The sequence below is a fragment of the Klebsiella sp. KTE92 genome, from assembly GCF_000398905.1.
GTDB lineage: Bacteria > Pseudomonadota > Gammaproteobacteria > Enterobacterales > Enterobacteriaceae > Klebsiella > Klebsiella variicola.
Genome location: NZ_KB976100.1, coordinates 4611977 through 4626009, shown reverse-complemented (window position 1 = coordinate 4626009; position 14033 = coordinate 4611977). Strand labels below are relative to the sequence as shown.

Sequence of the window (14033 nt, the reverse complement as noted above, 5' to 3'; positions counted from 1 at the left end):
TGCCGCTGCGCCTCTGCGCGGCTGTCGGGGGCTTCCCGATCGATACTCGGCACTTAAGCCGTTAAATACTTTTCCCTCACGTTGTTCTGCGTTTTCTTACTGCTTTGATACAACGTGAAGGATATTGTCTGTCATTTATTTTTTCGCCAGCTCCTGGCTGATGGTCCAGAGTTCCCGGCGTTCTTCACTGCTTAAACCGTGTGTGCGATCGCGAGCTATCAACTCTTCCTGTCGCAGTTCCAGCAGTGAATCAAACATATGGTTAAGCGAGTCGGTGAAGGTTTTTTCAGCGATATCTTTATCTGCTATATCGTCCCACATCGACAGTTTTTCAAGGGTTGCAGCCTCTTTTGTGCCGCGATATTGCTCTAAAAGTTGCCCGGTCGTCAGACCAGGCTGCGCCAGACAGCTTTTCACCAACTCGCTGAACAGGCTAAGGCCTGGCATTTTGCGCGAGTCCAGTCCCTCCAGCGGCGGGACTAACGGCGCCAGATCCGGGTTTTGCACCAGCAGTCCTATCAGTATACGCATGGTCGTGCGTTTTAGCTGTGGCGCGGGACGCGGCGCGCCATTTTCAGACTGTTTTGGCATTAAACGTTCAAGCTGTGCGTCATCTAAAATGCCCAGCTTGTTGCCCAGCTCCTGACGCAAGTAGATGCGCAGCGTTTCGCCCGGGACCTGGGTTATCAGCGGCAGCGCCAACGTGCTCAGCTGCGCGCGCCCGTCCGGGGTACTCAGATCGACCTGCGGCAGCAGGCTGTTAAACAAGAACGTGGAGAGCGGCTGAGCCTGCTCCATCCGCGCCTCAAACGCCGCTTTGCCCTCTTTACGCACCAGCGTATCCGGGTCTTCGCCGTCAGGCAGAAACATAAAACGCAGCTGGCGGCCATCGGTCATGTACGGCAGCGCCGTCTCCAGCGCGCGCCAGGCGGCATCGCGGCCGGCCCGGTCGCCGTCGTAGCAGCAGATGACGTTATTGGTCACCCGAAACAGCAGCTGGATATGGTCGGCCGTGGTCGAGGTGCCCAGCGAGGCCACGGCATAGTTGATGTCGTATTGCGCCAGCGCCACGACGTCCATATACCCTTCGACAACCAGCAAACGCGGTGGTTCGGGATTGTCCTGCTGCGCTTCATACAGGCCATACAGCTGACGGCCTTTATGGAATATGTCGGTTTCCGGGGAGTTCAGATACTTCGGCAGGGCATCGCCCAGCACTCGTCCGCCAAACCCAATTACCCGGCCTCGCTTATCGCGGATGGGGAACATCACCCGTTCGCGGAAGCGGTCGTAACTGCGTCCCTGATCGTTGGTGACCAGCATGCCGGCATCAATAAGCGACTGGCGGTTTTCCTGATTGCCGCCAAAACGTTTTAAAACGTTATCCCAACCCGGGGGAGCATAGCCGATGGCAAAGCGCGTAATCACCTCGCTGCTTAACCCCCGTTTTGCCAGGTACTGGCGCGCAGGGTCGGCGGCGGGCTGCATCAGAGACTGTTGGTAAAACGCATTCAGCCCATCCAGTAACTGGTAGAGGTTCTGCCGTTGATGGCGCTCTATCTGGCTGGGTCCGTTGCCTGCTTCATAAGGCACTTCAAGGTTGTGCATGGCGGCCAGCTCTTCGACCGTTTCCACGAACTCGAGCTTGTCGTAGTTCATCAGGAAGTCGATAGCATTGCCGTGCGCCCCGCAGCCGAAGCAGTGGTAAAACTGTTTTTCACCGTTGACGGTGAAAGAGGGGGTTTTTTCGTTATGGAACGGACAGCACGCGTGAAAATTTTTGCCCTGCTTTTTCAGCTTTACCCGCGCATCGATCAGATCGACGATGTCGGTTCTGGCAAGCAGATCGCTAATAAATACACGTGGAATTCGTCCAGCCATAAGCCCCGTTATTTCTGATGACTATAAACGAAAATAAGCCGCGCATTCCTTTCGGAAGCACGGCCTTACAACTACAACTCGGTCTGAATTGAGAGCGTCGCTCTCAACAGATTAGTACAGACGAGTACGGCGTGCGTTTTCGCGAGCCAGTTTCTTCGCGTGACGTTTCACTGCAGAAGCTTTAGCGCGCTTACGTTCGGTAGTCGGTTTTTCATAGAACTCACGACGACGAACTTCCGCCAGAACACCTGCTTTTTCGCAGGAACGCTTGAAGCGACGCAGAGCTACGTCGAACGGCTCGTTTTCACGTACTTTAATTACCGGCATGTGCCTCTCACCTTTGATTAATTCGGTTTGCCGCTGGCCGCAATGCCAGCTTATTTCAAAATGGTGCGGAATTTTACTGCAACTACTGCTGCTTTGTAAAGCACCGGCGCCTTTTTTGAAAGGGACTTTTATAAGGGTGAGGAGTATACACGAAGAGAGCACCAGGGGTGAGCAAAGTTTTACATCGCCGGTCATTGGACCTACACTGCGCGGTATTGAAGCGAGGTAAAACAACTCATGCGTGTACTGGGCATTGAAACATCCTGCGATGAAACCGGCATCGCGATTTATGACGACCAGCAAGGTCTGTTAGCCAACCAACTGTATAGTCAGGTGAAACTGCATGCGGACTACGGCGGCGTGGTGCCGGAGCTGGCATCGCGCGACCACGTGCGCAAAACGGTGCCGCTGATCCAGGCGGCGCTGAAAGAAGCCGGTCTGACGGCGAAAGATATCGACGCCGTCGCCTATACGGCGGGTCCTGGCCTGGTCGGCGCGCTGCTGGTCGGGGCGACCGTTGGCCGGTCGCTGGCCTTCGCCTGGAACGTGCCGGCGATCCCGGTACACCATATGGAAGGGCACCTGCTGGCGCCGATGCTGGAAGATAACCCACCGGCGTTCCCGTTCGTCGCGCTGCTGGTTTCCGGCGGCCACACCCAGTTGATTAGCGTCACTGGTATTGGTCAGTATGAACTGCTGGGCGAGTCGATTGACGATGCGGCGGGCGAAGCCTTTGATAAGACGGCGAAACTGCTGGGACTGGATTATCCCGGCGGGCCGATGCTGTCGAAAATGGCCGCTCAGGGCACCGAAGGCCGCTTTGTCTTCCCGCGGCCGATGACCGACCGCCCGGGGCTCGATTTCAGCTTCTCAGGCCTGAAAACTTTCGCCGCCAACACCATTCGTAATAATGGCGACGATGAGCAAACCCGCGCCGACATTGCCCGGGCATTTGAGGATGCGGTCGTCGATACGCTGATGATTAAATGTCGCCGCGCGCTGGAGCAAACCGGCTTTAAGCGTCTGGTGATGGCGGGAGGCGTGAGCGCCAACCGTACCCTGCGGGCGAAGCTGGCGGAGATGATGCAAAAACGCGGCGGCGAGGTGTTCTACGCCCGCCCTGAGTTCTGTACTGACAACGGCGCGATGATCGCCTACGCCGGCATGGTGCGTCTGCAAACCGGCGCCAAAGCCGAGCTCGGCGTGACGGTTCGCCCGCGCTGGCCGCTGGCCGAGCTGCCTGCCGCCTAACGCATCCTGAAACAGGCCGACGTCACGTCGGCCTGCCTTCCTGACTACTCCATACTTTTACACAGCGAGCAGATGGCTCCCTGATGCTTGTGTGAGTGCATCACATCCGGGCGCTCGTACTCTTCCTCACAGCTAACGCATTGATACACGGTGGTGGAGGCGTTCCCCGCCGCGTCATAGCGCGGCTCGGCGATGCCGTCATCCACCTGCTTAATATAGTAGCGCCCGCGGGTAAGGAGTCCCATCAGCGGGGTCATGACAAAGGCGACGACCAGCGCAATCAGCGGCGAGAACGGCGCCAGCGTCGCGCCCAGCAGGCCGAAGAAGGCGCAGATCGACAGCCCGGCGGCCAGACCAAAGGAGACCACGCCCACCGGGTTAACGTTGTAGATCATGCCGCGACGATACTCCGGCTGCGCCGGCGCCAGCTTGAGCAAGCCTTTATTAAAGGTGATGTCGGTCGCCACCACCACGACCCAGGCGATGGCGAAGTTGGAGTAAAAGCCGAGGATCCACGACAAGGCGCTGAACATATCGCCTTCCATCAGGGCCAGGGCAATCGCCAGGTTGACCACCACAAAAATAATCCGTCCCGGATAGCGTTTGGTGGTGCGGGTCCAGGCGCTGGTCCACGCCAGCGAGCCTGAATAGGCATTGGTGACATTAATTTTTATCTGCGAGATCACCACCAGCACCACCGCCAGCGTCAGGGCCAGCCAGCCGGGCACCAGGTTATCGAAGACGCTGACGAACTGCTGCACCGGTTCGGTATTGTGCACCGCCGGGAAACGGGTCAACAGATAGAAGCCGAGGAAGGCGCCGATGATCTGTTTGATCGCGCCTAACACCACCCAGCCCGGGCCGGCGGAAAAGACCGCCAGCCACCAGCTTTTACGGTTCTCCGCGGTCTTAGGCGGCATAAAGCGCAGGTAATCAATTTGCTCGCCAATCTGCATGATCAGCGACAGGCATACCCCGGCGCCGAGCATGATGGCGGTGATATCCACCGTCGACGCGCTGTTTTTACCGGCGAAATGCAGGAAGCCGTCCACCAGCTGCGGATCTTTGACAATCAGCCACACCACCGGCACCACCATCAGCACCAGCCACAGCGGGGTGGTCCATACCTGCAGGCGGGTCAGGGCTTTCATGCCATAGACCACCAGCGGGAGCACCATCAGGGTGGCGATCAGATACCCCATCCACAGCGGGATCCCGAGGCCCACCAGCAGCCCCTGGGCCATGATCGAGCCTTCGAGGGCGAAGAAGATAAAGGTGAAGCCGGCAAAAATAATGCTGGTGATCACCGAGCCGAAATAGCCGAAGCCGGCGCTACGGGTGATCAGGTCAAGGTCAATGTTGTAGCGCGCGGCGGTGATCGCCAGCGGAATGCCGGTGAGGAAGATCACCAGCGCCGCCACCAGGATCGAATAGATGGCGTTGCTGGTGCCCCAGGCCATACCGATGCTGGCGCCGATGGAAAAGTCGGCCAGGTAGGCGATGCCGCCCAGCGCCGTGACCGCGACGACGCCCGGTCCCCAGCGGCGGAAGCTCAGCGGGGCATAACGTAAGGTGTAATCTTCTAAGGTTTCCCGGGAGCCGGAAGTCCGCGTTGTCGCAGGTAATTCAGGGTTGAGATCCAGTGATGACATAGTCATTCCTTAATGGTTAGGCATGACTTGAATTAGCAAACCTTATGCCATATTGCAGGGCAGGCGTGGCGGGGAGGATGGTGCAGGGTGATAGAAGAGAGAGCAGGGGCTGCACCATCCGGACGCGCCTGCGCCCGGCTGGTGCAACAGGCCTATTTGCCGAGCATGCCTTTGTCTTCTAGGAAGGCGATAATGGTGCTCAGGCCGTCGCCCTGCTTCAGGTTGGTGAAGGTCCATGGGCGATCGCCGCGCATACGCTGGGTATCGCTTGCCATCACCTCCAGCGACGCGCCCACATAGGGGGCAAGGTCGGTTTTATTGATCACCAGGAAATCGGATTTGGTGATCCCCGGTCCGCCTTTGCGCGGGATCTTCTCCCCTTCGGCCACGTCGATGACGTAGATGGTCAGATCCGCCAGCTCCGGGCTGAAGGTGGCGCTCAGGTTGTCGCCGCCGCTTTCCACGAAGATAAGGTCGAGGTTACCGAACTTTTCACTCAGCGCTTCCACGGCGGCGAGGTTCATTGAGGCATCTTCGCGGATCGCCGTATGCGGGCAGCCGCCGGTTTCCACACCGACGATGCGTTCAGGCGCCAGCGCGCCCGCTTCGGTGAGGATGCGCTGATCTTCTTTGGTATAGATGTCGTTAGTGACCACCGCCAGCTGCCAGGTATCACGCATCGCTTTGCACAGCGCTTCCAGCAGAGCGGTTTTACCGGAGCCGACCGGGCCGCCGACGCCGACGCGCAGCGGGTGTTTATAAGAGTTCATGGCTTCTCCTAGGAACGGAATAATCGGGAGTATTGGGTTTCATGCCGGGCCGAGGCGATAGCGGCGAGCGGGGTGGCCGATCCGATATCGCCGTCCGGCGCGGCCAGCGCGCGGGGCATCTCGGCCGCGTAGTGGTCGCAAAGACGTAAAATCAGCTGCTGGGCGGCCTGCTGACCGAAGGGCACCAGCTTGACGCCGGCCATCACGGCGCTCTCAATCCAGCTGTAGCCCAGGCTGAGGGCCATCTCGGGCAGCGCGATGCGCCAGCGCACGCCGAGCCAGGCCATCCCGGCGAGCTGGCTTTGCTGGCACAGCGTGCGCCACGCCGGCGGACAGTCCGGCTGCCAGTCGCTCAGCAGACGGGCAAACGCCGCGCCGCGGTTGCGCTCTTCCTCCCGCAGTTCACGAGTTTCCCGGCAGGCCAGCAGATAGGCGGTCCAGCGCTGGGCCGCAGCGATATCGCCTTGTTCGCAGGCGCGGTACAGGCGGGCGAACAGCGGCAGGTCAACGGTAAAAAAGCCTTCCGTCATCTGGCGTCGCTGCCAGCGCTCGAAGGCCGCGACGTCCGGCACCCAGCCGGCTTCCACAGCCCACTCCAGCCCCTGGGACCAGCTGTAACCGCCTATCGGCAGGTTGCTGCTGGCCAGCTGCATCAGCCGCAGGCGTTGTTCCGCTGTCGACATGCTAGTGGCTGTGAGCGTGGTGGGCATGATGAGCATGATGATGACCGTGGCTTTCGCTGGCGTAAGCGCCGGCTTCCGGCTCGAACGGCAGCTGGCCAAAGGTCACCGTCAGGCCGAACTGGCGCAGCATATCGTCCAGCACGTGATCGTGATGGTAGCGCAGCTCGCCCGGCATGATCTGCAGCGGCACGTGACGGTTGCCGAGGTGGTAGCAGGCCTTCGCCAGCATAAACGGATCGTCGCAGCGCACTACCGACACCCCTTCATCAGCGGCAATCACCTGCACAAACTCGGTGCCTTCTTCGTTGCTGAGCACATCGCCGCCGCGCAGCAGCAGGCCGCGGGGCAGCAGCAGACCGGCTTCCCGGCCATCGTTGAGGGTGACCTTAACCCGGCTTTTGACGCGAACGTCAATCGGCAGCGTAACGCTGGCGGTCGCGGCGGCGGGGGTCTCCAGACGTTGAGTTAAATAAAGCATCCGCTCTCCTTAAAACAGAAAATATCGTTGCGCCATCGGCAGAACGTCTGCCGGCTCGCTGGTGATGAGTTCGCCATCCACCCGCACCTCATAAGTCTGCGTGTCGACGGTGATGTTAGGCTGCAGGCTGTTGTGCACCATGTCGGCTTTCTGCACCGTACGGCAGCCTTTTACCACGGCGATCGCGCTGCGCAGGTTCAGCCGTTCGGCAACGCCGTTGTCCGCCGCCGCCTGCGACAGGAAGGTGAGGCGGCAGTGATGGCGGGCGCTGCCCAGGGCGCCAAACATCGGACGGTAGTGCACCGGCTGCGGGGTCGGAATCGAGGCATTGATATCGCCCATCGGCGCGATGGCGATCATGCCGCCTTTGATCACGGTGGCCGGTTTCACACCAAAGAAGGCTGGTGACCAAACCACGAGGTCCGCCAGCTTACCCACCTCAATGGATCCGACTTCGTGCGCGATGCCGTGGGTCAGCGCCGGGTTGATAGTGTATTTGGCGATGTAGCGCTTCACACGGAAGTTGTCGTTATCCCCGGTCTCTTCCGCCAGCACTCCGCGCTGCACCTTCATGCGGTGCGCCACCTGCCAGGTGCGGAGGACCACTTCCCCGACGCGACCCATGGCCTGCGAATCGGAGGAGGTGAGCGAGAAGGCGCCGAGGTCGTGCAGCACGTCTTCCGCGGCGATGGTTTCCCGGCGAATGCGCGATTCGGCAAAGGCCACGTCCTCAGCAATGTCCGGGTCCAGATGGTGGCAGACCATCAGCATATCGAGATGTTCATCGATGGTGTTGAGGGTGTAGGGCAGCGTTGGGTTGGTGGACGACGGTAAAATGTTCGGGTGGGCGCAGGCGGTGATGATGTCCGGCGCATGGCCGCCGCCGGCCCCTTCGGTATGGAAGGTGTGAATAGTGCGCCCGCCGATGGCGGCGAGGGTGTCTTCCACAAAACCGGACTCATTGAGGGTGTCGCTGTGCAGGGCGACCTGAATGTCCATTTCATCGGCGACGGTTAACGCACAGTCGATCGCCGCCGGCGTGGCGCCCCAGTCCTCGTGGATTTTCAGGCCAATGACGCCCGCCGCCACCTGCTCGCGCAGGGCATCCGGCTGAGAAACGTTGCCCTTGCCCAGCAGGCCGATATTGACCGGCAGGCTGTCGGCCGCCTGCAGCATGCGTGAGATATACCACGGGCCCGGAGTACAGGTGGTGGCGTGGGTGCCTGCGGCCGGGCCGGTGCCGCCGCCGACCATGGTGGTCACGCCGGAGACCAGCGCCTCTTCCGCCTGTTGCGGACAGATCCAGTGAATATGGGTATCGATCCCGCCGGCGGTGACGATCTTGCCTTCGGCGGCAATCACTTCCGTCGCGGCGCCGATGGGGATGGTGACGTTGGGCTGGATATCGGGATTGCCGGCTTTGCCGATGGCGAAGATCCGGCCGTCCTTCACGCCGATATCGGCCTTGACGATCCCCCAGTGATCAACGATCAGCGCGTTGGTGAGCACCAGGTCGACACAGTCGGCGGCCAGCATCTGTCCCTGACCCATCCCGTCGCGGATCACTTTGCCGCCGCCGAATTTGACCTCTTCTCCGTAGGTGGTCAAATCATCTTCCACCTCGATCCACAGCTCGGTATCGGCCAGGCGCACCTTGTCGCCGACGGTGGGGCCGAACATATCGGCATAGGCCTGGCGTGAAATATTACTCATCGTTTGCCTCCAGAGGGCCCATGACCTCGCCGCGGAAGCCGAAGACAGCGCGGTGACCGGCGAAGGCCACCAGCTCGACCTCGCGTTTCTGGCCGGGTTCAAAACGTACCGCCGTGCCGGCCGGGATATTCAGGCGATAGCCAGTGACCTGCTGACGGTCGAACTTCAGCGCCGGGTTGACCTCGGCGAAATGGTAGTGCGAACCGACCTGAATCGGTCGATCGCCGTGGTTCTCAACGACCACGCGGCAGGTCGCCCGGCCGGTATTCAGGGCTATCTGACCGGGCTTAACGTGATATTCACCGGGGATCATGGCGCTACCTCAGATTATCGGGTTGTGAACGGTGACCAGCTTCGAACCGTCCGGAAAGGTGGCTTCGACCTGGATATCCGGGATCATTTCCGGGACGCCCTCCATCACCTGCTCGCGGGTCAGGACGTGACGGCCTTCCTCCATCAGTGAGGCCACGCTTTTGCCGTCGCGGGCGCCTTCCATAATAAAGGCGCTGATGAGGGCCACGGACTCCGGATAGTTGAGCTTCAGGCCGCGGGCCAGGCGGCGTTCCGCCACCAGCGCGGCGGTAAACAGCAACAGCTTGTCTTTTTCTCGGGGGGTCAGTTCCATAACGTTCTCTTAAGTCAGCCAGATTCGGGGAAGTACGGGGGATTTGCCGGTGAGATGAGGGCGCAGAAACTGCCAGACGTCGCGCATCACCTGTTGGCAAATCAGATTATCGTCACTGAGGAAACGCACCGTCAGCAGGCGGTCGGTCAGGCTGGCGCCAGCGTAGAGACCGAGCGGCGCCAGCGCGTCGCGCACCCCGTCGAGCAGGGCATCGGTAGCCGGATAGCACAGCAAAGTGCCGACCCAGGGACATTCGGCGACGCTGGACAGCTCTCCCTCCTGCAGGTGCAGGCGCTCAACCAGCAGCGGTATCTCATCCACCCACACTTCCAGCCGGTTGCTGAGGGTGCCGTGGCTGAAGGTTTCACCAATCACCGGGCGGCCAAGGCAGAGCAGATCCCAGGCCAGCAGCGTGCTGGAGGCGCAAAGATGAAAGGTGGTGGACAGCCGGGCATTGGCCCCGGGAAAGAAGATGGCATCCTGCGGGAGCCACTCCAGGGTCGCCTGCGGGGCGAGGGTCAACTGCTGGCGCAATAGCGCTTGCGCACCGCTGCTGCGGTAAAACTTGCTGGCGCCAGGCATGGTTATCAGCGTATGGCAGCCGGGGTCAAGGTGGGCGCTAATTGTCAGCTCATCACCGCCGACGATGCCACCGGGCGGGTGAAGCAGATAGAGGTGACAGGTCTCTTCTTCCGGGTAAAACGGGCGCTGGACGGTCAGCGGGCCGACGTGTTGGGCGCTGGCGAGAACGGTCTTGCCTCCGGCCTGCTGAAAGCGGAGATCCAGCGTAGCCTGCCAGCCTTTTTTGAGTGGTGGTAACACGGTGCCGTGCAATGTTGCGCCCCTGCAAAATCAAGATAAAACAGCAGCAATGAGTATTGATCGGCGGGAGTTTATCCCGGTCATACGAAACGCTTATGTCATTCGTTACCCGGCGCGTCGCGACGGGCGCGAGGGGAAAGCGGTATAACCGCTCCGGATTATTCACCCGGATAATCTTTGCCGTCAATATCCTTATCCGCTGACTGGCCGCGGCGGATAAGGCGGGAGGGCGGGCCCGTCCCCGATGCCAGCAGGCGGCGGAACTTTTGCTTTTAGTTGCCGATAACGCGTTGTTATAAAAGGGGGATGCGGCGATTACCGCGTATCATGACGACGTGGAGCAAAAGTACGGGTGAGATGGGCAAACAGGCCCGGGGATCCTCCCGGCAGACGGGGCCGGGAGGGGAGATTATTTCTGCTCTGGCGCTTTTTTCTTCTTCATCCGGGTCCAGATTTTGCTCTCCTGGCGGCGCCACAGACGCTGAATGTTGTCGTGATGGCGCAGGAGGATCAGGCAGGAGAGCATCGACACCGGAAAAGTGTACTGCGGTTTAAACCACCAGACGTAGAAAGGCGCGATAAGCGCGCTGACGATAGCGCCAAGGGATGAGTAGCCGCTGAGCAGGATGGTCAGCAGCCAGGTACCGGCCATCACCCCGGTCAGATCGAGACCGATGGGGGCGATAGCGCCGAAGGCCGTGGCGACGCCTTTACCGCCGCGGAAATGAAAGAAGACTGGCCAGATATGGCCCACGCAGGCGGCAATCGCCACTAACCCCAGCCAGAACGGCGTAAGGCCCAGCGCCCAGGCGCCCCACACCGGGAGCATGCCCTTCAGCACATCAAAAATAAGTACCGCTACGGCCGCCCCTTTTCCGCCAATTCGTAGTACGTTAGTGGCCCCGGGGTTGCCTGAGCCGCTGTCGCGTGGGTCGGGCAGGCCAGCAAGGCGACATACCAGAATGGCGCTGGAAATGGAGCCGCAGAGGTAGGCGAGGAGTACCAGTCCAGGCGCGATTGCACTCATAACGCTGTTCCGTTTTGAAAATGTCGTTGTATTCTCTGCATCTGTGGATAATACGCATAATTCGCCGGAAGTGGTATCCGGTTTAGCTAAAAAGCAGGCAGGGCGTGATGGATATTGTATTTATAGAGCAACTTTCGGTAATCACCACCATTGGTGTTTATGACTGGGAACAAACCATTGAGCAGAAGCTGGTGTTCGATATCGAAATTGCATGGGATAACCGCAAGGCGGCCGCCAGCGATGATGTCAGCGACTGCCTCAGCTATGCTGATATCAGCGAGCGAGTGATCGCGCATGTGGAGGGGGGAAAATTCGCGTTAGTGGAGCGGGTGGCGGAAGAAGTGGCCGACCTGCTGCTGGAAACATTCCAGTCGCCATGGGTGCGTATTAAAGTCAGCAAACCTGGCGCCGTGGCCCGCGCGGCAAATGTCGGTGTGATTATTGAACGTGGCCTTAATCTGAAACAAAACTTTTCAGGTCATACTTGTTAAACAAATTGCGTTTATACCGGTCATAGCATCCGGTCATCAGGCAATTTTACTGGCGATGTCCTTCCAGAACGGTGGACGAATCCGTGTGTACTTCCTGTACGCTGCGGATTACGCGCGCTCTGGCTGTCGGGTTGCGCCTGTTGATCGATAATGTGTTCCTGGTTTTTTTCATTTTACTTTTTAAAGGGTTTAATTGAATGAGCGATATACACTCGCTGCTGGTGGCGGCAATATTGGGTGTGGTTGAGGGGTTGACAGAGTTTTTACCTGTTTCCAGTACCGGTCATATGATTATTGTTGGTCACCTGCTGGGGTTTGAAGGTGATACGGCAAATACCTTTGAAGTGGTTATTCAGCTAGGCTCGATACTCGCCGTAGTGGTGATGTTCTGGCGTCGTTTGTTCGGTCTGATCGGCATCCATTTCGGCAGGCCGCCGGAGCATGAAGGCAAAGGCAGCGGTCGCTTGTCGCTTATCCATATCCTCCTCGGCATGATCCCCGCGGTGGTGCTGGGGCTGATTTTCCACGACACCATTAAATCCTTATTTAACCCGGTAAACGTGATGTACGCCCTGATTGTCGGCGGCGTATTGCTGATTGCGGCGGAAGTACTCAAGCCGAAACAGCCGCGCGCGGTCGGGATTGACGATATGACCTATCGTCAGGCGTTTGTCATCGGCTGCTTTCAGTGTCTGGCGCTGTGGCCGGGGTTCTCGCGCTCGGGGGCGACTATCTCCGGCGGCATGCTGATGGGCGTCAGCCGCTACGCGGCGTCGGAGTTCTCTTTCCTGCTGGCGGTACCGATGATGATGGGCGCCACCGTGCTGGACGTCTACAAGAGCATCGGCTTCCTGAACATGGGCGATGTGCCGATGTTTGCCGTCGGCTTCGTGATGGCGTTTATCGTGGCGCTGATTGCGATTAAAACCTTCCTGCAGCTGATCAAGCGGATCTCGTTTATCCCGTTCGCTATCTACCGCTTTATCGTGGCGGCAGCCGTTTACGTGGTCTTCTTCTAAGACCAGTGCCCTCAGCCTTGCGGCTGGGGGCAACGCTGTTCCTTCCACTGCGCCACCGCAGCAATTCTCCGCCGCGTCAGCTCTTCGCGAATTTCCGCCCCTTTAAAGCCCGCCGCCACGACCTCTTTGGTGGAGACAGACTGCGCCACTTCCCAGGCCTCCAGAAGCAGGCGCCCTTGCGGGTAATCGCTGGCCTCGAAACCGGTGCGTCCGCGGACGTCGGCTTCGCTGGTGAGGGCGATCTGCTGCACGCGCTGCGGTTTGCGCCAGGCGTCAATGCTGTCGAAGAGTTTGACGAGGGTTTTCGGCTGCAGGATCGGCAGGGTGTGGATCAAGTCATGGTACTCCGCCACCAGTTTCGCGAGATCGCGGATATCGTTTGGCACCCGCAGACGCGCGCAGAGCTGTTCTACCAGCTTGACTCCCGCCGGGCCATGGCCGTGGTGACGCGGCCAGAGCGCTTTCGGCGTCAGCCCTTTACCGAGGTCATGACACAGGGTGGCGAAACGCACGTCGACATCCGGCGACAGCATCGCGGCCATCGTGACGGTCATCAGGGTGTGCAGGCCGGTGTCGATTTCCGGGTGCCACTTCGCCGGGGCCGGCACGCCGTATAGCGCGTCAATTTCCGGAAACAGCACCTTAAGAGCCTGGCAGTCGCGCAGCGTCTGGAAAAAGACCTGCGGATTGCGGGTGGTTAACGCGCTTTCCGTCTCTTTCCACACCCGCTCCGGCGTTAAATGCGCCAGCTCACCGGCCTCAACCATCGCATGCATCAGGGCCTGGGTTTCTTCGGCAATGCGAAAGCCCAGATGCGCATAGCGGGCAGCAAAGCGCGCCACACGCAGCACGCGCAGCGGATCTTCGCTAAAGGCGGGAGAGACATGGCGCAGCAGGCGCAGGCGAAGATCGTTTTGCCCGCCGTAGGGGTCGATGATCGTGCCATCGGCGTCCTGGGCGAGGGCGTTGACCGTCAGGTCGCGGCGCAGCAGATCGGCTTCGAGGGTCACGTCCGGGGCGGCATAGCAGGTAAAACCGGTATAGCCCGCGCCGGATTTGCGCTCGGTACGGGCCAGGGCATACTCCTCCCGGCTTTGCGGATGGAGGAACACGGGAAAGTCGCGGCCTACCTGTTGGTAGCCCGCGTCAAGCATCTGTTGCGGGGTGGCGCCCACCACCACCCAGTCTCGGTCTTTGACCGGCAGCCCTAATAGCGCATCGCGCACCGCACCGCCGACCAGATAGCTCTTCACGCCCGATTCTCCCGTATCTGTTTTTCGCAAGATGATACGTA

17 protein-coding genes are annotated in these 14033 nt (G+C 59.9%); 4 read left to right on the top strand and 13 right to left on the bottom strand.

Annotation, left to right across the window (positions count from 1 at the left end; genetic code table 11):
- Positions 1-135: 135 nt before the first annotated feature.
- Together dnaG and rpsU are read right to left on the bottom strand one after the other, a co-directional pair.
- Positions 136-1881, bottom strand: coding sequence for a DNA primase (gene dnaG / locus A1WC_RS03920; protein ID WP_008806538.1), 1746 nt, complete (start codon positions 1879-1881; stop codon positions 136-138).
- Positions 1882-1992: 111 nt separating this feature from the next.
- Positions 1993-2208: a 30S ribosomal protein S21 gene (rpsU, locus tag A1WC_RS03925; protein ID WP_001144069.1), complete on the bottom strand. Its 216-nt coding sequence runs from the start codon at positions 2206-2208 to the stop codon at positions 1993-1995.
- A gap of 237 nt (positions 2209-2445) precedes the next feature.
- On the opposite strand from rpsU, the gene tsaD reads away from it, so the two are divergent.
- Positions 2446-3459: a tRNA (adenosine(37)-N6)-threonylcarbamoyltransferase complex transferase subunit TsaD gene (tsaD, locus tag A1WC_RS03930; RefSeq protein ID WP_008806537.1), complete on the top strand. Its 1014-nt coding sequence runs from the start codon at positions 2446-2448 to the stop codon at positions 3457-3459.
- Positions 3460-3503: 44 nt separating this feature from the next.
- On the opposite strand, the gene A1WC_RS03935 is transcribed toward tsaD, so the two are convergent.
- From A1WC_RS03935 to A1WC_RS03970, 8 genes are all read right to left on the bottom strand, one after another.
- Positions 3504-5111: a purine-cytosine permease family protein gene (locus tag A1WC_RS03935; protein ID WP_004181356.1), complete on the bottom strand. Its 1608-nt coding sequence runs from the start codon at positions 5109-5111 to the stop codon at positions 3504-3506.
- Positions 5112-5263: 152 nt separating this feature from the next.
- Positions 5264-5881 carry an urease accessory protein UreG gene (gene ureG / locus A1WC_RS03940; RefSeq protein ID WP_002916877.1) on the bottom strand — a complete coding sequence of 206 codons (618 nt, stop codon included), beginning with the start codon at positions 5879-5881 and terminating at the stop codon, positions 5264-5266.
- An 8-nt stretch (positions 5882-5889) separates the two neighbouring features.
- The gene (locus A1WC_RS03945; RefSeq protein WP_008806535.1) at positions 5890-6564 is read right to left on the bottom strand and encodes an urease accessory protein UreF; all 675 of its coding nucleotides are present in this window, start codon (positions 6562-6564) and stop codon (positions 5890-5892) included.
- A gap of 1 nt (position 6565) precedes the next feature.
- A complete protein-coding gene (ureE, locus tag A1WC_RS03950; RefSeq protein WP_008806534.1) occupies positions 6566-7042 on the bottom strand; it encodes an urease accessory protein UreE in 477 nt (158 codons plus the stop codon).
- Between the two features lie 9 nt (positions 7043-7051).
- Entirely contained in the window at positions 7052-8755 is a 1704-nt protein-coding gene (gene ureC, locus A1WC_RS03955; RefSeq protein ID WP_016161844.1) for an urease subunit alpha, read from the bottom strand.
- Entirely contained in the window at positions 8748-9068 is a 321-nt protein-coding gene (locus A1WC_RS03960; protein WP_008806532.1) for an urease subunit beta, read from the bottom strand. The genes ureC and A1WC_RS03960 overlap by 8 nt, the downstream gene beginning before the upstream one ends.
- A gap of 9 nt (positions 9069-9077) precedes the next feature.
- Positions 9078-9380 carry an urease subunit gamma gene (locus A1WC_RS03965; protein ID WP_002916871.1) on the bottom strand — a complete coding sequence of 101 codons (303 nt, stop codon included), beginning with the start codon at positions 9378-9380 and terminating at the stop codon, positions 9078-9080.
- A 9-nt stretch (positions 9381-9389) separates the two neighbouring features.
- The gene (locus A1WC_RS03970; protein ID WP_012540535.1) at positions 9390-10214 is read right to left on the bottom strand and encodes an urease accessory protein UreD; all 825 of its coding nucleotides are present in this window, start codon (positions 10212-10214) and stop codon (positions 9390-9392) included.
- Here A1WC_RS03970 and A1WC_RS26705 point away from each other — a divergent pair.
- Entirely contained in the window at positions 10204-10350 is a 147-nt protein-coding gene (locus A1WC_RS26705; protein WP_012540536.1) for a hypothetical protein, read from the top strand. The genes A1WC_RS03970 and A1WC_RS26705 overlap by 11 nt on opposite strands.
- A gap of 10 nt (positions 10351-10360) precedes the next feature.
- On the opposite strand, the gene A1WC_RS28455 is transcribed toward A1WC_RS26705, so the two are convergent.
- Together A1WC_RS28455 and plsY are read right to left on the bottom strand one after the other, a co-directional pair.
- Entirely contained in the window at positions 10361-10456 is a 96-nt protein-coding gene (locus tag A1WC_RS28455; protein ID WP_046881937.1) for a hypothetical protein, read from the bottom strand.
- A gap of 155 nt (positions 10457-10611) precedes the next feature.
- Positions 10612-11229: a glycerol-3-phosphate 1-O-acyltransferase PlsY gene (gene plsY, locus A1WC_RS03975; protein WP_008806530.1), complete on the bottom strand. Its 618-nt coding sequence runs from the start codon at positions 11227-11229 to the stop codon at positions 10612-10614.
- Positions 11230-11336: 107 nt separating this feature from the next.
- Between plsY and folB the strand changes: the two genes are divergently transcribed.
- Both folB and bacA read left to right on the top strand, forming a co-directional pair.
- A complete protein-coding gene (gene folB, locus A1WC_RS03980; RefSeq protein WP_004150923.1) occupies positions 11337-11720 on the top strand; it encodes a bifunctional dihydroneopterin aldolase/7,8-dihydroneopterin epimerase in 384 nt (127 codons plus the stop codon).
- 197 nt (positions 11721-11917) lie between these two features.
- The gene (gene bacA, locus A1WC_RS03985) at positions 11918-12739 is read left to right on the top strand and encodes an undecaprenyl-diphosphate phosphatase (RefSeq protein ID WP_008806529.1); all 822 of its coding nucleotides are present in this window, start codon (positions 11918-11920) and stop codon (positions 12737-12739) included.
- Positions 12740-12750: 11 nt separating this feature from the next.
- On the opposite strand, the gene A1WC_RS03990 is transcribed toward bacA, so the two are convergent.
- Positions 12751-13992 (bottom strand): multifunctional CCA addition/repair protein, encoded by a 1242-nt coding sequence (locus A1WC_RS03990; RefSeq protein WP_016161843.1) that lies wholly within the window; start codon positions 13990-13992, stop codon positions 12751-12753.
- Positions 13993-14033 lie beyond the last annotated feature (41 nt).